Here is a 19,443-nt window from a genome sequence, read left to right on the forward strand (position 1 = left end):
CATGAGCCGTTCTTCCGCCCGGCCGCTGCGCAACGTGCTGTTCGTCATGTGCGACCAGCTGCGCGCCGACTACCTGTCCTGCTATGGCCACCCGCGCCTGCACACGCCGCACATCGACGCGCTCGCCGCGCGCGGCCTGCGCTTCGACCGAGCCTTCGTGCAGGGCGCGGTCTGCGGCGCCTCGCGCATGTCGACCTACACCGGGCGCTACGTGAGCAGCCACGGCGCGATGTGGAACTTCGTGCCGCTGTCGGTGGGCCAGAAGACGCTCGGCGACCATCTGCGCGCGCACGGCGTGCGCTGCGCGCTGGTCGGCAAGACGCACGTGGAGCCCGACACCGAAGGCGCGGCGCGCCTGGGCCTGGACGTCTCGCAGGGCGCGGGCCTGCTCGCGATGCACGGCGGCTTCGAGCCCTATGCGCGCGACGACGGCATCTGGCCGCCGGGCTTCAAGGTCAGCGGCAACGCCTACTGCGACTGGCTGCGCGAGCGCGGCTATGCATCGGACAACCCCTGGCACGACTTCGCCAATTCGGGCCGCGGCCCGGGCGGCGAGATCCGCAGCGGCTGGGAGATGCGCTGGGCCGGGCTGCCCGCGGCCGTGGCCGAGCCGCACAGCGAGACGCCCTACACCACCGATCGCGCCATCGACTTCATGCGCGAGGCCGGCGACCGGCCCTGGGTGCTGCACCTGTCGTACATCAAGCCGCACTGGCCCTACGTCGCGCCCGCGCCCTATCACGCGATGTACGGACCGCGCGACGTGCTGCCCGCGGTGCGCGGCGAGGCCGAGCGGCGGGACGCGCACCCGGTGCTCGCGGGCTTCCGCGACGACACCGCCAGCCGCAGCTTCAGCCGCGACGAGGTGCGCGAGACCGTGATCCCGACCTACATGGGCCTGGTCAAGCAGCTCGACGACCAGCTCGGGCGCCTGTTCGGCTTCATGGCCGCGCAGGGGCTGGACCGCGACACGCTGGTCGTCTTCACCAGCGACCACGGCGACTACCTCGGCGACCATTGGCTCGGCGAGAAGGAGCTGTTCCACGAACCGATCGTGCGCGTGCCGCTGATCGTGGTCGATCCGCGCGAGCGCGCCGATGCCACGCGCGGCGGCGCCAGCGCGGCGCTGGTCGAGTGCATCGACATCGTACCCACCGTGCTCGACGCGCTCGGGCTGCCGCAGCCCGCGCAATGGCTCGAGGGCCGCTCGCTGCTGCCGCTGGTGCGCGCCGACCCGCGCGCCGCTGGCAAGGACTTCGTGGTGTGCGAGAACAGCTACGCCTTTCGCGACAGCGTGCGGCTGCCGCTGGGCCAGCCGGTGGAGCGCTGCCACATGACGATGCTGCGCGACGCGCGCTGGAAGTTCGTGCACGTCGAGGACCTGCCGCCGATGCTGTTCGACCTCGAGGCCGATCCGGGGGAACTGGTCGACCTCGGCCGCGACCCGGCCTTCGCCTGGGTGCGCGAGCGCATGCTGGCGCGCATGTTCGACTGGCTGCGCGAGCGCCGCCGCTTTCCCACCATCGCGCCCGCGGCCGTCGAGGCCTGGAACCGGCGCGAGCGCGAGGCGGGGATCCTGATCGGCGCCTGGTGACTTCGGCGCCCCCCAAAAAAGACTGACGAGCAAGGAGACTGCATGCGATTTTTCCTCCCCTTTCCCCGGCGCCTCGGCGCGGCATTGGCACTGAGCCTGGGCATGCTGGCGCCGCCGGCCATGGCCGCCACGGACACCGTCGACGCGGTGGCCTGGCCGGTCCGCCCGCTGCGGCTGGTCGTGGCCTTTCCGGCCGGCGCGCCCGGCGACATCGTCTCGCGCCTGATCCAGCCCGCGCTGCAGAAGGCGCTGGGCCAGCCCGTGGTGGTCGACAACCGGCCCGGCGCGGGCGGCAACATCGGCATGCAGGAGGTGCTGCGCGCCAACGACGGCCACTCGGTGCTGGTCGGGCCCGACACCATGTTCACCATCAACCCGCACCTCTACCGCAAGATGGCCTTCAGGCCGATGGAGGACTTCGTGCCCGTCACCCAGCTCGCGGCCTTCAGCCAGGAACTGGTGTGCCATCCCGCGGCCGGGGTGAAGACGCTGGCGCAGCTGCTGGCGGCGGCGAAGAAGACGCCGATGAGCTATGCCTCGGGCGGGCAGGGCGTGCCGGGCCACATGGCGATGGAGCTGCTGCTGTCGAGCACCGGTGTCTCGATGCAGCACGTGGCCTACCGCGGCCCCGGCCCGGCCATGCAGGACGTGCTCGGCAATGCCGTGCCCTGCGGCTTCCTGGCGTCGCCGGTGGTCGGCCCGCTGATCCGCGAGGGCCGGCTGTTGCCGATCGTGGTTTCGGGCCGCCACCGGCTCGCGAGCCAGCCCGCGGTGCCGACCGCGGCCGAGGCCGGCGTGCCCGGCTACGAGGCCGTCTTCGCCGAGATGATGGCGATGCCGCGCGGCACGCCCGCGTCCGTGGTCGACCGGCTGCGCAACGAGGTCGCGAAGGCCCTGGCCGCGCCCGAGGTGCGCGAGCGCCTCGCCACGCTCGATCTCGAGCCGCTGGCCAACACGCCCGCCGAGGCGGCGGCCCGCTTGCGCGCCGAGAACGCGCGCTGGGGCGCGGTGGCGCAGCGCATCCAGCTGCAGCTCGACTGAACGGTGCCTGCCATGGCCATGCACTCCCCCTTCGAGGTCGAGCGCGCCACCGCCGCCAGCCGCGGCGCGCTCGCCGCCGGCACCGCGCTGGTGCTCGTCGCCGCCAGCCTGCCCTTCTGGGGCGAGTCGAGCTGGATGCGCGAGTTCGTCGAGATCGCCTGCTACTTCATCTTCGCGATGATGTGGAACCTGCTCGCGGGCTATGGCGGCATGGTCAGCATCGGGCAGCAGGCCTTCTTCGGCTTCGGCGGCTACGCGATGCTGGTGCTCGGCAACTTCGCGGGGCTCGATCCCTTCGTCGCGATCCCCCTGGGCGCGCTGGCCGCGGGGCTGGTCGCGATTCCGGTGTCCTTCATCGCGTTCCGGCTCTCGGGCGGCTACTTCGCGATCGGCACCTGGGTCATCGCCGAGGTGTTCCGCCTGAGCTTCGCCAACGTGTCGGCGGTGGGGGGCGGCTCGGGCACCACGCTCACCGCGCTGCGCGGCATCGACAAGGCCACGCGCGAGAGCGTCACCTACTGGATGGCGCTGGGCTGCGTGGTGGCGGCGGTGGCGCTGGTCTACCTGTTCCTGCGCAGCAAGCGCGGCCTCGCGCTGCTGGCGATCCGCGACAACGAGGTGGCGGCCGAATCGCAGGGCGTGCCGGTGGCGCGCATGAAGCTCGCCGTGTATGGGGTCGCGGCCTTCGGCGCGGGGCTCGCGGGCGCGCTGTACTTCGTCGGCAACCTGCGCATCAGCCCCGACGCGGCCTTCAGCGTCAACTGGAGCGCGTTCGCGATCTTCATGGTGGTGATCGGCGGCATCGGCCGCATCGAGGGCCCGCTGGTCGGCGCGCTCGTCTTCTGGGCGCTCAACAAGTTCCTCAGCGACTACGGCACCTGGTACCTGCTGGGGCTCGGGCTGCTCGCGATCGTGGCCACGCTGTTCTTCAAGCAGGGGCTGTGGGGCTTCGCGCAGAAGCGCTGGGGCTGGTCGCTGTTTCCCACGCAGCGCCGGCTGGTGGCGGGGGGCGCGCGTTTGCGCGATTGACACCCGTCCTTCGAGACCTCCAGAATCGCCGCTGGAGGGTAGGACATATGCAGTTGACCGAAGGCCACCTGACTGCCTGGGCTGCCACTGCGCAGGTGCTCGAGCAGATCGATCCCGATGAGCTGGAACTGCTCCCTGACATCGCCGTATCGATGCATGCGCCGGTCGAGCGAATCAGTCGCGTGCCGGGTGCGTTCGAATTCGATGCGGCGCAACTGCAAAGCATGGCAGGCGTCGTCTTTTCCGTCGTTGCGCTGTGCATGGGGAAGGCGGTGCCCCAGTTGTTCGAGGCAGCCCTGGACGTGGGCAAGGATGCCATCAAGAAGGTCGTCGAGCATCGGCTGAAGACCAAGGCAGCCGTAGCGGCCCCGGCCCCGCCCGCGCTGGATCTTGCCAAGCTGCGTGAGCTTGTTCGCATCGCGGCACTCGAGAGGCGCCTGAGTCCGAGCACCGCCGACGCCATTGCCAACGCCATCATCACGCAGTTGTCCATTGCTCCCAAGCAGTGACGATGACCGCTCGGCTCGACCAACTGCGGTTTCCCGATGAAACAAAGCTGGGTCTTGCGCTCCTCGTCGGGTACATGCTGTTCGATGCGAGCCAAACCTATTCACTGGGCGGCTGGCATATCCTGAAATGGCTAACCGGTACCGCGCCGAGTGTGCAGCAAGCTGGTGGGTTGCAACTTTTCATGCTTGTCACGTTGTCGGCGATTCTGATGGGTTGGCGCATCCGCTTGTCGCTCAAGGGGCTGCAGTTGCGGCGCATCGAGGAGGTAGATGCGAAGGCATCGGGCGAGACGGCCTATCTGGGCACTCGCATCGCCAGAGATCGCGCGAAGTTCTTCGTGACGGCGAACATGGGGGATACCAACGCCTTTTGTATGTGGGCCGGGAGAACGCCCTGGATTGTCTTGGGCGGTGGATTGCGGCTTCTGTTTCGCAAGGATCCTGCACGTGCGCGAGCCATCGTGGGGCATGAATGCGCGCACGTTGATGTCGGCGACACGCAATACCTGCTTGTCGCTTGGCATGTGTTCAATTCCTACGCGCTGCTGACAATCGGCTATCTGGTGCTGGTGCAGGCTCAGTTCTGGCTGCGTGTACCCGACGTACTGCCTGCATTTCATCGCCAGGGGCTCGGATTGCCCGATCTGTTGAAACAGAATGCCGTCAATGTTTTTCGCAACGGATTTCCTGGGCTGATCGCGCTCGCTGGTCTGGCCTTCACATTGAGGCACTTCGCTCGGCTGCGGGAGTACCGAGCCGATGAGCGAGCGGCGCAGGTGGGTCTCCGGCAGCCTCTGATCGACACGTTGAATGTATTGACACTGCGAACGTTGCAACCTCGATGGCGGCAACTCGTCATGTTTCATCCCACGGCTGATGAGCGGGCAAAGCGTTTGTCGAACGAAGCGTTCTGGGCCAAGCCTGACTTGCTCTTCATCGGCACGTTGGCTTTTCTCGCGACGCGGATTGACGAGCACTTCGAGGGTATCGATGAAGCTTCCCTTCCGGACATGATCACCTTCGATGACATGCTGACATTCCTTCCGAGCGCGATGGCTGCCCATCCGCTGACGACCGTCAGCGTGATGTTGTGGATAGTGTTCCTTTTCATCGCGGTGGTGAACGTGTACCGCGCCTCGGCGACGCAGGCGAAGTTTGGGGTGACCTTGAGGAGTCGCCTGACCGTTGCTTTATCTGCATTTGCGGCGTTGTTTCTGGGCTCACTGCTTGGTGACCTCACCTCATTGGGGCAGCTCATGAGGCTCAGCGATGTTTCAACGTCGCAGATATGGATCAAGGTGGCGGACAGCGCTTTCAGTATTGCCGCGCTCACCGCTATGGCTGGTACCTTCTTGTTGTTGAGCGTTTCGCTGGTGTCGTCCCGAATGCTCAAGCATGCCCGCCCGCTTGGCTGGAGCCAGCTATGGACGCTGTCGTGGTGGACGTTGCTTGCGGTATTCGCCTTACAACTAGTCGTCAACATCGTGGCAGGACTTGTCGGGCTCGCGATCGGCGGCGGCATGAATGGATGGGAGGTTTCGTGGCTACCCAGGTCGTCTAGGCAAGACATATCGAACTTTCCCAGTCTGCTGCAGGCCTTCGCCTGCTTCTTGTTGGCAGTCGTGGCGCTTCAAGTATTCAGGTTGTGGCCGGGGCGGCCAGTCGATGCGAGGGCGAACATTGATGCGAGCTGGCTGATACAGGAATAGCGCCGTCCAGCGATTACTCAAGGTGGTGAGATGGGGAAGCTGATAGCGCAAACATTCGCGCTGCGCCGCAGCATTGATGTAACGATCTGTTTACAATTAGGGCTCCGCCGCTTCCATCCGGAGTTCCTCCCGTGACGATCACCAAACGCCGCCTGCTCGAGGGCGGCGCCGCCGCGCTGGCTGCCTCTCTCCTCCCTCCGCTTGCCCGCGCCCAGGACAAGTCGCGCGCCGGCGAAGCCGCCTGGCCCACCAAGCCCGTGAAACTGCTGGTCGGCTTTCCGACCGGCGCCTCGCCCGACCTGCTGGCGCGTGCCATCGCCGAGCCGCTCGCCAAGATCCTGCGCCAGCCGGTGCTGGTGGAGAACAAGCCCGGCGAGAGCGGCAACATCGTGGCCGACCAGGTCGCCAAGGCCACCGACGACCACACCATCGGCGCGCTGATCAACGGCAACCTGACGATCGCGAAGCTGCTCAATCCCAAGCTCTCCTTCGATCCCGAGAAGGACTTCGCGCCGGTCGGCATGGTCGGCACCGCGCCGCTGGTGCTGGCCGTGTCGGGCAATGCCACCGGCAAGACCGCGGCCGACCACCTGCTGTGGGTGCGCAACCTCGGCAGCGGCGGCAAGTACGGTACGCCGGGCGTGGGCACGGTGGGCCACCTGGGCATGGAACTGCTCAAGAGCCGCTCGGCCATCACCGCGCAGCACAAGCCCTACACCGGCAATCCGCAGGTGATCGCGGGCCTGCTCGCGGGCGAGATCCAGCTCGCGCTGCTGCCGCCCGCGCTCGCGATGCCGCACGTGCGTTCGGGCAAGCTCAAGGCCATCGGCGTGACCTCGCCCGAGCGCAGTCCGCTGGTGCCCGAGCTGCCGACCATCCGCGACGCCGACGTGCGCGGCGCCGACCTCGAGATCTGGACCGCGCTGGCCGCGCCCGCGGGCATGAACAAGACCGCGCTGGCCAGGCTCAATGCCGCGCTGGTCGAGGTCATCAGTACCGACGAAGTGCGCGAGGCGCTGCTCAAGACCGGCTGGCAGGCCCAGCCCGGCACGCCCGACGCGCTGGCGCGCCGCATGCGCGCCGACACCGCGCGGCTGGGCGGCGTGATCCTGATGAAGGGCATCCACGCCGAGGGTTGAGCGGTGCCTGTGGCATGCTGGCCGGTCCTTTCCCGGACCGACCCGGCATGAGCGAGCGCCTTTTCCTCCACCTCGACGACGGCCCGCTGCTCGGGCCGCCGATCGACGCGCCCGGCGGCACGGTGCGCTCCTTCGCCGCCAGCGCGCCGCTGCGGCCGTACGTCGCCAACATCCTCGTGTACCGCGAGCGCTTCGCCGAAGGCGAGGAGGTGCTCGAGCGCGTGCTGCCCGACGGTGCCGCGCGGCTGGTGTTCAACCTCGGCGACGCGCCCTCGGCCCATGGTGCCGAGGGGCTGGCCGTCGAGGCCATCGGTGCCTCGGCCGAGGCCGTGCTGGTGCGGCTGCGCAAGCGCATGGAAGGCCTGTCGATCACCCTGCGGCCCGGCGCCGCGGCCCTGTTGCTCGGCCTGCCCGCGGGCGAACTCGCGGGCCGCGTGCTGCACCTCGACGAACTCTGGCGCGGCGCCGGCGCGCAGCTGCTCGAGCGCATGGCCGAAGCTCCCGGTGACGCCGCGCGCGTCGCGCTGCTCGACGCCGCGTTGTGCCGTCGCCTCGCCGAGGCCGACGGCCGCGCGCGGGCGCGGCTCAGCCCGCATTCGGGCGCGCTGCGGGCCGCGCAGTTGATCGCCGCTTCGGCCGGTCGCCGTCCGCTGCGCGAGGTGGCCGAGGCGGTGGGCCTGGGCGAGCGTCGGCTGCAGCAGCTGTTCCATGCGCAGGTCGGCCTGTCGCCGCGCGCCTGGCGCCGGCTCGCGCGCATGCATGGCTGCCTGCGCGCGCTGCGCGCGAGACCGATGCCGGCCTGGGCCGAGCTCGCGGTCGACAGCGGCTTCTACGACCAGTCGCACATGGCCAACGAGTTCCGCGCGCTGTGCGGCGTCACGCCCACCGAGTTCCTGGGCCGCGCGATTGCGGGTTCTTCCAAGACGCCGGTGTGAGGCGGCGCTACCTTCGGCGTCTTCTTCCCTTGCAGCGAGCCGAACGATGACCGACCAGCCCACGGGTGCGAATGCACTGCCCTCCCTGAAAGGCCGCGTGGCCCTGGTCACGGGCGCGAGCCGCGGCGCGGGGCGCGGCATCGCGCTCGAACTCGGCGCGGCCGGCGCCACCGTCTACGTCACGGGCCGCAGCACGCGCGCCGAGCCCGCGGACAGCTATGGCCAGATCCTCGCGCTGTCGGGCCTGCAGCGCGTGCCCGGCAGCATCGAGGACACGGCCGAGGAGGTCACGCGCCTCGGCGGCCAGGGCGTGGCCGTGCGCTGCGACCATGCCGACGAAGCGCAGGTGCAGGCGCTGTTCGCGCGCGTCGAGCGCGAGGCCGGCCGGCTCGACCTGCTGGTCAACAACGCCTGGGGCGGCCACGAGAGCTTCAACGGCGTGTTCGAGGCGCCGTTCTGGGAGCATCCGCTGTCGAACTGGGAGGCCATGTTCGACCGCGGCGTGCGCAACCACCTCGTGGCCAGCCGCTGCGCCGCGCCGCTGCTGGTGCGCCAGGGCCGGGGCCTGATCGCCACCACCACCTTCTGGGACCGCGACCGCTACCTGCGCGGCAGCCTGTTCTACGACCTCGCCAAGGCCGCGATGACGCGGCTGGCCTTCGGCATGGCGCAGGACCTGCGCGCGCATGGCGTGGCCTCGGTCGCGGTGTCGCCGGGCTGGATGCGCACCGAGTTCGTGCTGGCCGGCCACCAGACCGACGAGGCGCACTGGCACCAGCGGCCCGCGCTCGCGCGCACCGAGTCGCCGCGCTACATCGGGCGTGCCATCGTGGCGCTGGCCGGCGATGCCGCGGTGATGGACAAGACCGGCCGCGCGCTGCGCGTGGGCGACCTGGCGCGCGAGTACGGCTTCACCGACATCGACGGGCGGCAGGTCGCGCCCTTCGAGATCGAGAACGGCGGCGCCTGAGGCCGCCGGGCCACTCACAGCAGGCTCGAGATCCGCCGCGCCGCCTCGCGCAGCGCGGGCAGCATGCTGTCCTGCATCACCTTCGCGCTGGTGCGGTTGGCCTGGCCGCTGATGTTGAGCGCGGCCACCATGCGGCCCGCGCGGTCGACGATCGGCGCGGCCACCGAGATCAGGCCTTCCTCCAGCTCCTGGTTCACCAGGCACCACTGCTGGCGCCGCGCCTGCGCCACCTTGGCCAGCAGCGCGTCGATGTCGGTCACGGTGTGCTTGGTCAGCGGCTCGATCGCCGAGGCCTCGAGCCGCGCGCGCACCTCCTCGTCGGGCAGGTCGGCCAGCAGCAGCCGGCCCAGCGAGGTGCAGTAGGCCGGCAGCCGCGAGCCCACGCCGAGGCTGATGCGCATGATCTTCTGCGTCGGCACGCGCAGCACGTAGACGATGTCGGTGGCGTCGAGCACCGCGGCCGAGCACGACTCCTGCACCTGCTGCACCAGCGCTTCCATCACGGGCTCGGCGCGGTTCCAGATCGGCATCGACGACAGGTAGGCGAAGCCCAGGTCGAGGATGCGCGGCGTGAGCGTGAACAGCTTGCCGTCGGTGACCACGTAGCCCAGCGTCTGCAGCGTGAGCAGGATGCGGCGCGCGCCCGCGCGCGTGAGGCCGCTGGCGGCCGCCACCTCGCTGAGCGTCTGGTGCGGCGCGCTCGCGCTGAACGAGCGGATCACCTGCAGGCCGCGCGCGAAGGACTGCACGTAGCTGTCGCCGGGGGCGGGCGTCCCGGGGGGCGCAAGGGGGCGGGTTGCCATGGGTGTGGATCCTCTCTAGAATTCATTATACGAACAGAAGTTCGATATGCGAACAAAATAGAGTTCACCAGGACGCACCGCGACAAGCGTCTTCCCGCCTCTCCACCATCCTTCTTCGGAGACAGATCCATGATCGACAAGATCGCGCCCTCCATCGCCGACGCCCTCGCGGGCGTGGCCGACGGCGCCACCGTTCTCATCGGCGGCTTCGGCACCGCCGGCATTCCCGGCGAGCTCATCGACGGGCTCATCGAGCAGGGCGCGCGCGACCTGACGGTGGTCAACAACAACGCCGGCAACGGCGACACCGGCCTCGCCGCGCTGCTCAAGGCCGGCCGCGTGCGCAAGATCATCTGCAGCTTTCCGCGCCAGGCCGACAGCCACGTCTTCGACGGGCTCTACCGCAGCGGCCAGCTCGAGCTCGAGCTGGTGCCGCAGGGCAACCTGGCCGAGCGCATTCGCGCGGCCGGTGCCGGCATCGGCGCCTTCTTCTGCCCCACGGGCTACGGCACCGAGCTCGCGGGCAACCGCGAAACCCGCGAGATCAATGGCAAGCAGTACGTGCTCGAGTACCCGATCCAAGGCGACCTCGCGCTGATCAAGGCCGAGCGCGGCGACCGCTGGGGCAACCTGGTCTACCGCAAGGCCGCGCGCAACTTCGGCCCGGTGATGGCCATGGCCGCGAAGAAGACCATCGCCACGGTGCACGACATCGCCGAGCTCGGCACCATGGACCCCGAGACCATCGTCACCCCCGGCATCTTCGTGCACAAGGTGGTGCGCATCGAGCGCGTCGCCACCCAGGCCGGCGGCTTCAAGAAGGAGGCATGACCATGAGCTACACCCGTCGCACCAAGGACCAGCTGGCCGCCCGCGTGGCGCAGGACATCTTCGACGGCGCCGTCGTCAACCTCGGCATCGGCCAGCCCACGCTGGTGGCCAACCACCTGCCGGCCGGCCGCGAGGTCATCCTGCACAGCGAGAACGGCATCCTCGGCATGGGCCCCGCGCCCGAGGCCGGCGAGGAGGACTACGACCTGATCAACGCCGGCAAGCAGCCGGTGACGCTGCTGCCCGGCGGCGCCTTCTTCCACCATGCCGACAGCTTCGCGATGATGCGCGGCGGCCACCTCGACATCTGCGTGCTCGGCGCCTTCCAGGTCTCGGCCACCGGCGACCTCGCGAACTGGAGCACCGGCGAGGCCGGCGCCATTCCCGCGGTGGGCGGCGCGATGGACCTCGCGATCGGCGCCAAGCAGACCTGGGTCATGATGGACCTGCTGACCAAGAAGGGCGAGAGCAAGATCGTCGAGACCTGCAGCTACCCGCTGACCGGCATCGGCTGCGTGAAGCGCGTGTACTCCGACCTCGCCACGCTCGAATGCACGCCGCAGGGCCTGAAGCTGGTCGACAAGGTCGACGGGCTCGAGCATGCGGAGCTCGAGAAGCTCGTGGGCCTGCCGATCGCCGTATAAGACGGGCAGCCGAACGCAGAAGGAAGACAAAAACTACGCAGAAGTCGCAGAAGAATCCAAAGACATTTTTGATTTTTCTTCTGCGACTTCTGCGCAACCTTCGCGACCTCTGCGTTCGGTTCCCGCTCCCGTATTCACTTCCCCCTAGAGACACACCATGACCAACCAAGCCTTCATCTGCGACGCCGTGCGCACCCCCTTCGGCCGCTACGGCGGCGCGCTGTCGAGCGTGCGCACCGACGACCTCGGCGCGGTGCCGCTCAAGGCGCTGATCGAGCGCAACAAGAACGTCGACTGGCAGGCCGTGACCGACGTGCTGTACGGCTGCGCCAACCAGGCCGGCGAGGACAACCGCAACGTCGCGCGCATGGCTTCGCTGCTGGCCGGCCTGCCGATCGAGGTGCCGGGCGCCACCATCAACCGCCTGTGCGGCTCGGGCCTCGATGCCGTGGGCAGCGCGGCGCGCGCCATCCGCGCCGGCGAGGCCGGCCTGATGATCGCGGGCGGCGTCGAGAGCATGAGCCGCGCGCCCTTCGTGATGCCCAAGGCCGAGAGCGCCTTCAGCCGCGCCAACGCGGTCTACGACACCACCATCGGCTGGCGCTTCGTCAACAAGCTCATGAAGGCGCAGTACGGCGTCGACTCGATGCCCGAGACGGCCGAAAACGTGGCCACCGACTACAAGATCGAGCGCGAGGCGCAGGACCTGATGGCGCTGAACTCGCAGCTGCGCGCCGTGGCCGCGCAGAAGGCCGGCTTCTTCGACGCCGAGATCGTGCCGGTGAGCGTGCCGCAGAAGAAGGGCGATGCGATCGTCGTCGCCAAGGACGAGCATCCGCGCGAGACCAGCCTCGAAGCACTGGCGAAGCTCAAGGGCGTGGTGCGTCCCGACGGTACCGTCACCGCCGGCAATGCCAGCGGCGTGAACGACGGCGCCTGCGCGTTGCTGCTGGCCGACGAGGCCAGCGCCGCCAAGCACGGCCTCACGCCGCGCGCGCGCATCGTGGGCATGGCCACCGCCGGCGTCGCGCCGCGCATCATGGGCATCGGCCCGGCGCCCGCCACGCAGAAGGTGCTGGCGCTCACCGGCCTGACGCTCGACCAGATCGACGTGATCGAGCTCAACGAGGCCTTCGCCGCGCAGGGCCTCGCGGTGCTGCGCCTGCTGGGCCTGAAGGACGACGACGCGCGCGTCAACGTCAACGGCGGCGCGATCGCGCTGGGCCATCCGCTGGGTGCCAGCGGCGCGCGCCTCGCGACCACCGCGGTCAATCAGCTGCACAAGAGCGGCGGCCGCTATGCGCTGTGCACCATGTGCATCGGCGTCGGCCAGGGCATCGCGCTGATCCTCGAACGGGTCTGAGTCCGCGAGCTGCTCCAGCGTCCGCATTAGATCGACCCGAAGCCATCGGCTGCCGCAACCCGCGGCCCGATGGTTTTTTTTCGTCCGGAGGACGAATGGGCGCGGCCGGAAGGGGCTGCTGCGCTTGTTAGACCAAAGACTTCGTCGCAGTCGACACCTCCCGTTTCATGGATGTCATTCGGAAAGCGAACGTATCTTTGGACCGAGGCCCCCTGACGCTGCGTACGCCCATGGCGTACGCAGCGTTGAGGACCCTGGATTCAGGGTTTGGGGCCTTTTACGCTCCCTTACGGATCGGCGAGGTCTTTTGACTATTTCCTACAGCGTGGCTTCGAGGCCGGGCGATATGGTTCAAGCAAATAACCAATCGCAACCCGATCTTGAGAAAGCAACGCCGCCACGCTGTCACACACCCCGCACTCGCTCAATCTCACCCGACCTTCCTTCGTTCCACCTTCCCCCTCTCCGCAGCGGCATTGCTTGTCGCGGCGGGATGGGCGGGTGCGAGTCCGCAGGTCAGGGCACAGGTGGAGCGGCCCGGTGTCTCGACATCCTCCTCCCGCACCCCGGTTGATGTCCGGGCCGGCGACGCCACCGGCGCCGCCACCGCGGGTTACGAAACCTCCGCCCACGACGCGCTCGTCGAACGGGTCCGCGCCGGCAGCGCGACACCAGCCGCCGCGCTCGATGCGCTGCGCGCCTGGTTCCCGCGTGCCGCCACCGCGGCCCAGCGCGAGCGCATCGCGTCCGACGGCGTGGTGTGGGCACTGCAGGCCGAAAACCCACAGGAATCCGTGGGCTGGGCGCGCGCCGTGCCGCTGGATCGGCTCGCGGGCTATGCCTTCGAGTCCGCGTTCGTCGCCGCGCGCCGTGTCGACGACCGCATCCTGCAGTTGCACCTGAGCGCGCTGAAGCCCACGCAGCGCATCGTGCGGCGCGAGAACGCCTTCGCGCTCGAGGACCAGGGCTCGCTGACCGAGGCTCTGGCGCAGGCCGAGGCCGCCGAGCGCGCCACGCCCGGCAGCTTCAGTGCCTTCGAGCTCGCGAGCCTGCGCCAGCAGGCGCTGGGCCAGCGGCTGCGCTGGGCCATCTCGGAGCGCGACCAGCGCGGCGGCGAGGGCCCCGAGCGCTTCGAGTCCATCGACGCACTGCTGCCGCTCTATCCGAATGAACTGCAGGGTGCTTCCGATGCCGTGCAGCGCGCCACGCAGGCCAACGAAGCCGACGACCTCGAGCGCTGGAAGGCGCTGTACCTGCGCCTCTATGCCGACCACCTGCTCGCCGTGTCCGCGCGCGGCCGCTTTCCCGAAGTGACCGCGGCCTATGAGCGCTGGCAGGCCGAGCATCCGCAAGAGCCCCTGCCCTACTACGCGCTGTCCGACGTGGCCGGCGCCTACCAGCAGCAGCGCCGCTCCGACCTCGCCGTGCCGATCTACGAGGAGGCGCTGCGCAGTGGCGGCGATGCCATCCCCGTGCCCAGCGACACCCACACCGGCCTGGTCTATGCCTACCTCGACACCGCGCGCTTCGAGGACGCCGAGGCCCTGCTGCAGAAGCTCGAGCAGGCCACGCCGCCGATGCTGCGGCTCACGCCCGAACAGGGCCGTCCCAATCCCGAGTACGCCGAGGTGCGCAACCTGCGCGCGCTCTACCAGCTCTACACCGAACGGCCCTGGCAGGCCGAGACCAGCTTCCGCGGCCTGACCTCGCTCGCGCCGCTCAACGCGGGCTTCCGCTCGGGACTGGCCGAGACCATGAAGCTGCGCGACAAGCCCGACGAGGCGCTGGGCCGCTACCGCGAGACGCTGGTCGACCATCCCTGGGACGTGGCCGCGCGCGCCGGCTACGCGGGCGCGCTGTTCGATGCCGGCGAGATGCGCGCGGGCCGCGAACTGACCGAGAGCCTGCAGGCCGAGGCGCCCGAATCGATCGCCGTGCGCAATGCCGTCGCGCAGCGCGACACGCTGTATGCGGCGCGGCTCGACGTCGAGGCCGACTACGGCCAGGGCCACGGCAGCAGCGTGCTGGCCGACCGCGACTGGCGCGTGGATTCGAAGCTCTCGTCGCCGCTGTGGGACGACCGCTGGCGCCTGTTCTTCCGCCAGGTGTTCGCGCGCGGCGACACCTCGCTGGGCAACATCGACCTGTCGCGCACCGGCGTCGGCGTCGAATACCTGCAGGGCCGCTGGCGCGCCAGCGCCGAGCTGCACCAGGCCGACAAGGGCCGCTACCGCACCGGCCTCGCGCTCGGCGTGGACTGGCGTGCCAGCGACAGCTGGCGCTTCTCGGCGCGCTTCGACTCGAACAGCCTCGACACGCCATGGAAGGCGCGGCTGGCGAACGTCGGCGCGCGCTCGGCCGAACTCGGCGCCACCTACGTGGTCAACGAATCGCGCGCCTTCGAGGCCCGCTACCAGCGCATGGACTTCAGCGACGGCAATGCGCGCGACGGCTTCGGCCTGCGCTGGCGCGAGCGCCTCGTGAGCGGCCCGCGCTTCCAGCTCGAAGGCACGCTCTCCGGCGAGACCGGGCGCTACGACCGGCAGGACGTCGACTACTTCGCGCCGCGCCGCGAGAGCGCGCTGCAGGTCGGCCTGACCGGCAAGTACCTGGGATGGAAGCGCGACGACCGCCGCTTCTCGCATGTCTTCGGCATCGAGGCCGGCAGCTACCGCCAGCAGGGCTTCGGCGGCGGCGCGCTCTGGTCGCTGCGCTACGGCCACGAATGGGTGTTCGGCCGCTCGGCCACCCTGGCCTACGGCCTGGGCATCGCGAGCCATCCCTACGACGGCGTGCGCGAGCGGCGCCGCTTCGTCTATCTCAATCTGTCGGTGCCGTTCCAATGAAGAACAAGACGTCCATCCCGATGGCGCTGCGCCTGGCCGCGCTGCTGTTCGCCGCGCTGCTGGCCGGCACCGCGCTCGCCCAGGGCCTGCCGCGCGCCACCGCGCTGCCGGCGCCCGATGCCGACGACGGCAAGACCTTCCGCGCCATCGCGCTGCACGACGTGCGCCACAACGTGCGCGAGAGCTTCGTCGACGAGCCCGAACCCACCGCGCTCGACGAGCGCACCGTGGCCGACTTCTTCGCCTGGCTGCGCAGCTCGGGCCACCATCCGGTGAGCCTGCAGCAGATCGTCGACGCGCGCGCCGGCGGCCGGCCGCTGCCCTCGAAGGCCGTGCTGCTGACCTTCGACGACGGCTACGAGAGCTTCTACACCAAGGTCTATCCGCTGCTGAAGCAGTTCGGCTATCCGGCCGTGATGGCGCTGGTCACCGGCTGGCTCGAGGTGCCGCCGGGCCAGGTGGTCGAGGGCTACGGCGTGCGCAATCCCTTGAAGCGCGAGGCCTTCATCACCTGGAGCCAGGCGCGCGAGATGGGCGCTTCGGGCCTGGTCGAGTTCGCGAGCCATGGCGACGCGATCCACACCGGCGTGCCCGGCAATCCGCAGGGCAACCTGCAGCCCGCGGCCGTCACGCACCGCTACGACAGCGCCACCGGCCGCTACGAGGACGACGCGGCCTGGATCGCGCGCGTCGAGGCCGACCTGCGCCGCAGCCGCGGCCTGATCGAGGCGCAGACCGGCACCCGCGTGCGCGCCATGGTCTGGCCCTACGGCGCCTACAACAAGCAGACCTTGCGCGCGGCCGACCGCGCCGGCATGCCGATCACCTTGACGCTCGAGGAGGGCGCCAACACGCCCGAGGTGCCGCTGCAGACCATCCGCCGCGGCCTCGCCACCTACGACATGTCCGTGCCCGACTTCAGCCTGCTGCGCGCGCCCGCGCGGCCCGATCCGCGCGCGCTGCACCGCGCCATGCACATCGACCTCGACCACGTCTACGACCCCGACCCGGCGCAGCAGGAGCTCAACCTCTCGCGCCTGCTCGACCGGGTGCAGGCGGTCGGCCCCTCGGCCGTCTACCTGCAGGCCTTCGCCGATCCCGACGGCGACGGCGCGGCCGATGCGCTGTACTTTCCGAACCGGCACCTGCCGATGCGCGCCGACCTGTTCAACCGCGTCGCCTGGCAACTGCGCACGCGCACCGGGGTCGAGGTCTATGCGTGGATGCCGGTGCTCGCGTTCCAGCTGCCCGCGAACAACCCGCTGGCCGCTGTGCGCGTGACGCACCTCGCGCCCGCGTCGGCCGCGGCGCGCGACCAGACGCGCTACCACCGGCTCTCGCCGGCCGATGCGCGCGTGCGCGCCCTGATCGGCGACATCTACGAGGATCTCGCGAAGAACGCGCCGGTCGCGGGCCTGCTGTTCCACGACGACGCCACCTACAGCGACGACGAGGATGCGAGCCCGGCCGCGCTGCGCGAACTGGCTGCCCAGGGCCTGCCGCCCGACCTGGCCGCGGTGCGCGCCGATCCCGCGCTGCGCGCGCGCTGGACCGCCTGGAAGACGCGCCAGCTCACCGACTTCACGCTCGAGCTCGCGCAGCGCGTGCGCGACTGGCAGCCGCGCATCCTCACCGCGCGCAACCTCTATGCGCGCCCGGTGCTCGAGCCCGCCGCGCAGGAGTGGTTCGCGCAGGACCTCGCGCAGTCGCTGCAGGCCTACGACTACACCGCCGTGATGGCCATGCCCTTCATGGAGCAGGCGGCCGATCCGCAGGCCTGGCTGGCGGCGCTGTTCCGCCAGGTGGCGGCGCAGCCGCAGGGCCTGGCGCGCACCGTGTTCGAGCTGCAGGCGCGCGACTGGCGCACGGGCCGCATGGTCGACAAGGACACCCTGGCCGCGCAGTGGACCCTGCTGCACCGACTGGGCGCGCGCCATGTCGCGCTCTACCCCGACGACTTCCTCGCGGGCGAGCCGCCGCTGGTGACCGTGCGCGACATCCTGTCGGTGCGCGCCAACCTCGCGGGCGGCAAGGTCGACGGCCTCGAGACGCCGCCGGCGCTCGCGCCCACCAAACCGGCCGCCGCCTCCGCGCCGACCGCACCGGGAGCCGCGCGATGAACCCCGATTTCTTCGGCGCCGACGTGGTGCGGGTGCTGCTCAACTACGTCTTCTACTACCCCTTCCTCGCGGCCTATGTCTGGATGGCCGGCGGCATCGCGCATGCGCTGGTGTTCGAGCGCGGCCGCCACCGGCGGATCGATCCGCTGCCGCTGTTGCCCGAGCAACCGCTGGTCAGCGTGATCGTGCCCTGCTTCAACGAAGGCGAGCGCGTGCAGGAGGTGATCGAGCAGCTGATGCGCAGCCGCTATCCGAACTACGAGATCATCGCCGTCAACGACGGCAGCAGCGACGACACCGGCCCCATCCTCGACGCGCTGGCCGCGCGCTACGGCCAGCTGCGCGTGGTGCACCACGCCACCAACCAGGGCAAGGCGGTCGCGCTCAACACGGCGGCGGTGCTGGCCAACGGCGAGTACATCCTCGGCGTGGACGGCGATGCGCTGGTCGACCCCGATGCCATCGCCTGGATGCTGACCCACATGCTGCATTCGGAGCGCGTGGGCGCCGTCACCGGCAATCCGCGCATCCGCGGGCGCACCACCCTGCTCGGGCGCATGCAGGTGGGCGAGTTCTCCTCGAACATCGGTCTCATCAAGCGCACCCAGCAGCTGGCCGGGCGGCTGTTCACCGTCTCGGGCGTGCTGTCGATGTTCCGCCGCAACGCGCTGCTCGACGTCGACTTCTGGAGTCCCGACGTCATGACCGAGGACATCGACATCAGCTGGAAGCTGCAGCTCAAGGACTGGCGCGTGCGCTACGAGCCGCGCGCGCTGTGCTGGATCCTGATGCCCGAGACCGTGCGCGGCCTCTACCGCCAGCGCCAGCGCTGGGCCACCGGCGGCATCCAGACCCTGCTGCGCTACACGGGCCAGGTGCTCAAGCCGCGCAACTTCATGATGTGGCCGGTGTTCCTCGAGTACCTGGCCAGCGTGGTCTGGGCCTACGCCATGTTCGCGGTGCTGGTGCTCGCGCTGGTGCGGCGCTTCCTGCCGCCCGAGTGGCAGTACGTCGGCTTCTGGCCCGAGTGGCACGGGATGCTGCTGGGCATCACCTGCATGCTGCAGATGGGCGTGAGCCTGTGGATCGACCGCCACTACGACCGCGACATCCTGCGCTACCTGGTCTGGACCATCTGGTACCCGCTTGCTTTCTGGATGATCAACATGTTCACCACGGTCGTGGCCTTGCCGGCCACGATCCTGCGGCGCAAGGGCAAGCGCGCCCGGTGGACCAGCCCCGACAGAGGAGTGATTGCGAATGAACGATCGACTGCATCCGTCCGTGCCATCGAGCATGAATGAAGACCTGGGCGCAGCCCCGCCCCGGCCCAACGGCGAGGCGCCGCCGCGCGAGCGCGAATGGGCCGAGCCGCAGGGCGAGGTGCCCGTGCTCGATGCCGCGCGCATGCCGCTGAGCGCCTTCATGCGCCACAAGACGCCGCAGGGCGCGCTGCTCATGTTCGTGTGGCTGCGCATCGCGCGGCCGCTGCTGCTGGCCGCGTTCTGGGTCGGGGTCGTGTTCTACGCCTGGCACCATTTCTTCCAGGTCTGGCGGCCCGCGGAAGGCGCGAACCTGCTGACGCTCTACGCCCTGTCGGTGCTCGCCATCTTCGCGCTGATGCTGCTGCTCGCGCCGGTGCGAAGGCGCGCCATCGCCGACGAGGAGACGCGCGGTCGCTCGCCCGACAGCACGGTGGCCCAGCTCGCCGAATACACTTCGCTCGCGCCGCAGCGCCTCACGCTGTGGCAGCGCGCGCGGCGCCTGCTGGTGCAGCACGACCGCGAAGGCCGGGTGACCGATGCGGCCGACCTCGACACCGAACCCGCGATGCTCACGCCCTCGGGCACGGCGGTGCGAAAGCGCCGCGCCTGATGCCGCATCGAGCCGCCCCGGGACACGGACTTTTC

General features: G+C 69.8%; 16 protein-coding genes. 15 read left to right on the forward strand and 1 reads right to left on the reverse strand.

The features are described 5' to 3' along the window. The first annotated feature begins 1 nt into the window (after position 1). From KV106_RS25810 to KV106_RS25845, 8 genes are all read left to right on the forward strand, one after another. Entirely contained in the window at positions 2 to 1,594 is a 1,593-nt protein-coding gene (locus KV106_RS25810) for a sulfatase-like hydrolase/transferase (RefSeq protein ID WP_057594350.1), read from the forward strand. A 42-nt stretch (positions 1,595 to 1,636) separates the two neighbouring features. Beyond that, complete coding sequence (locus KV106_RS25815) at positions 1,637 to 2,635, forward strand: Bug family tripartite tricarboxylate transporter substrate binding protein (protein WP_261213380.1); 999 nt, start codon at positions 1,637 to 1,639, stop codon at positions 2,633 to 2,635. Positions 2,636 to 2,647: 12 nt separating this feature from the next. Beyond that, the gene (locus tag KV106_RS25820) at positions 2,648 to 3,664 is read left to right on the forward strand and encodes a branched-chain amino acid ABC transporter permease (protein ID WP_261213383.1); all 1,017 of its coding nucleotides are present in this window, start codon (positions 2,648 to 2,650) and stop codon (positions 3,662 to 3,664) included. 47 nt (positions 3,665 to 3,711) lie between these two features. Beyond that, positions 3,712 to 4,173: a hypothetical protein gene (locus KV106_RS25825; protein ID WP_261213385.1), complete on the forward strand. Its 462-nt coding sequence runs from the start codon at positions 3,712 to 3,714 to the stop codon at positions 4,171 to 4,173. Positions 4,174 to 4,175: 2 nt separating this feature from the next. Continuing rightward, positions 4,176 to 5,882 (forward strand): M48 family metalloprotease, encoded by a 1,707-nt coding sequence (locus KV106_RS25830; protein ID WP_261213387.1) that lies wholly within the window; start codon positions 4,176 to 4,178, stop codon positions 5,880 to 5,882. A gap of 131 nt (positions 5,883 to 6,013) precedes the next feature. Continuing rightward, positions 6,014 to 7,021 (forward strand): Bug family tripartite tricarboxylate transporter substrate binding protein, encoded by a 1,008-nt coding sequence (locus KV106_RS25835; protein WP_261213389.1) that lies wholly within the window; start codon positions 6,014 to 6,016, stop codon positions 7,019 to 7,021. A gap of 47 nt (positions 7,022 to 7,068) precedes the next feature. Next, positions 7,069 to 7,956, forward strand: coding sequence for a helix-turn-helix domain-containing protein (locus KV106_RS25840; RefSeq protein ID WP_261213391.1), 888 nt, complete (start codon positions 7,069 to 7,071; stop codon positions 7,954 to 7,956). Between the two features lie 46 nt (positions 7,957 to 8,002). After that, positions 8,003 to 8,926, forward strand: coding sequence for an SDR family oxidoreductase (locus tag KV106_RS25845; protein ID WP_261213394.1), 924 nt, complete (start codon positions 8,003 to 8,005; stop codon positions 8,924 to 8,926). A gap of 14 nt (positions 8,927 to 8,940) precedes the next feature. Here KV106_RS25845 and KV106_RS25850 read toward each other — a convergent pair whose 3' ends face one another. After that, positions 8,941 to 9,729, reverse strand: coding sequence for an IclR family transcriptional regulator domain-containing protein (locus KV106_RS25850; RefSeq protein ID WP_261213396.1), 789 nt, complete (start codon positions 9,727 to 9,729; stop codon positions 8,941 to 8,943). Between the two features lie 129 nt (positions 9,730 to 9,858). On the opposite strand from KV106_RS25850, the gene KV106_RS25855 reads away from it, so the two are divergent. The 7 genes from KV106_RS25855 to pgaD all read left to right on the forward strand — a co-directional run bounded on the left by KV106_RS25855 (position 9,859) and on the right by pgaD (position 19,408). Then, on the forward strand, positions 9,859 to 10,560 hold the full coding sequence (locus KV106_RS25855; protein WP_261213398.1) for a 3-oxoacid CoA-transferase subunit A: 702 nt from the start codon (positions 9,859 to 9,861) through the stop codon (positions 10,558 to 10,560). Next, on the forward strand, positions 10,557 to 11,204 hold the full coding sequence (locus tag KV106_RS25860; RefSeq protein WP_314733653.1) for a 3-oxoacid CoA-transferase subunit B: 648 nt from the start codon (positions 10,557 to 10,559) through the stop codon (positions 11,202 to 11,204). Before KV106_RS25855 ends, KV106_RS25860 begins: the two co-directional genes overlap by 4 nt. Positions 11,205 to 11,361: 157 nt before the next feature. Further along, positions 11,362 to 12,567 (forward strand): 3-oxoadipyl-CoA thiolase, encoded by a 1,206-nt coding sequence (pcaF, locus tag KV106_RS25865; RefSeq protein WP_261213402.1) that lies wholly within the window; start codon positions 11,362 to 11,364, stop codon positions 12,565 to 12,567. A 527-nt stretch (positions 12,568 to 13,094) separates the two neighbouring features. Then, a complete protein-coding gene (gene pgaA / locus KV106_RS25870) occupies positions 13,095 to 15,413 on the forward strand; it encodes a poly-beta-1,6 N-acetyl-D-glucosamine export porin PgaA (RefSeq protein ID WP_261213404.1) in 2,319 nt (772 codons plus the stop codon). Continuing rightward, the gene (gene pgaB / locus KV106_RS25875) at positions 15,410 to 17,533 is read left to right on the forward strand and encodes a poly-beta-1,6-N-acetyl-D-glucosamine N-deacetylase PgaB (protein WP_261213406.1); all 2,124 of its coding nucleotides are present in this window, start codon (positions 15,410 to 15,412) and stop codon (positions 17,531 to 17,533) included. The genes pgaA and pgaB overlap by 4 nt, the downstream gene beginning before the upstream one ends. Beyond that, the gene (gene pgaC, locus KV106_RS25880; RefSeq protein WP_057596897.1) at positions 17,530 to 18,837 is read left to right on the forward strand and encodes a poly-beta-1,6-N-acetyl-D-glucosamine synthase; all 1,308 of its coding nucleotides are present in this window, start codon (positions 17,530 to 17,532) and stop codon (positions 18,835 to 18,837) included. The genes pgaB and pgaC overlap by 4 nt, the downstream gene beginning before the upstream one ends. Beyond that, positions 18,794 to 19,408, forward strand: a complete 615-nt coding sequence (gene pgaD / locus KV106_RS25885) for a poly-beta-1,6-N-acetyl-D-glucosamine biosynthesis protein PgaD (protein WP_261213410.1) — start codon at positions 18,794 to 18,796, stop codon at positions 19,406 to 19,408. Before pgaC ends, pgaD begins: the two co-directional genes overlap by 44 nt. The last annotated feature ends 35 nt before the right edge of the window (positions 19,409 to 19,443 follow it).

It is taken from the genome of Variovorax endophyticus (assembly GCF_025376855.1).
GTDB lineage: Bacteria > Pseudomonadota > Gammaproteobacteria > Burkholderiales > Burkholderiaceae_C > Variovorax.

Bases quoted from the DNA above. Each gene is read 5' to 3' on its own strand.
- KV106_RS25845 (WP_261213394.1), top strand. From the start codon at position 8,003: ATGACCGACCAGCCCACGGGTGCGAATGCACTGCCCTCCCTGAAAGGC.
- pgaB (WP_261213406.1), top strand. From the start codon at position 15,410: ATGAAGAACAAGACGTCCATCCCGATGGCGCTGCGCCTGGCCGCGCTG.
- KV106_RS25830 (WP_261213387.1), top strand. From the start codon at position 4,176: ATGACCGCTCGGCTCGACCAACTGCGGTTTCCCGATGAAACAAAGCTG.
- pgaC (WP_057596897.1), top strand. From the start codon at position 17,530: ATGAACCCCGATTTCTTCGGCGCCGACGTGGTGCGGGTGCTGCTCAAC.
- KV106_RS25815 (WP_261213380.1), top strand. From the start codon at position 1,637: ATGCGATTTTTCCTCCCCTTTCCCCGGCGCCTCGGCGCGGCATTGGCA.
- pcaF (WP_261213402.1), top strand. From the start codon at position 11,362: ATGACCAACCAAGCCTTCATCTGCGACGCCGTGCGCACCCCCTTCGGC.
- KV106_RS25850 (WP_261213396.1), bottom strand. From the start codon at position 9,729: ATGGCAACCCGCCCCCTTGCGCCCCCCGGGACGCCCGCCCCCGGCGAC.
- KV106_RS25855 (WP_261213398.1), top strand. From the start codon at position 9,859: ATGATCGACAAGATCGCGCCCTCCATCGCCGACGCCCTCGCGGGCGTG.
- KV106_RS25810 (WP_057594350.1), top strand. From the start codon at position 2: ATGAGCCGTTCTTCCGCCCGGCCGCTGCGCAACGTGCTGTTCGTCATG.
- pgaD (WP_261213410.1), top strand. From the start codon at position 18,794: ATGAACGATCGACTGCATCCGTCCGTGCCATCGAGCATGAATGAAGAC.
- KV106_RS25860 (WP_314733653.1), top strand. From the start codon at position 10,557: ATGACCATGAGCTACACCCGTCGCACCAAGGACCAGCTGGCCGCCCGC.
- KV106_RS25825 (WP_261213385.1), top strand. From the start codon at position 3,712: ATGCAGTTGACCGAAGGCCACCTGACTGCCTGGGCTGCCACTGCGCAG.
- KV106_RS25820 (WP_261213383.1), top strand. From the start codon at position 2,648: ATGGCCATGCACTCCCCCTTCGAGGTCGAGCGCGCCACCGCCGCCAGC.
- KV106_RS25840 (WP_261213391.1), top strand. From the start codon at position 7,069: ATGAGCGAGCGCCTTTTCCTCCACCTCGACGACGGCCCGCTGCTCGGG.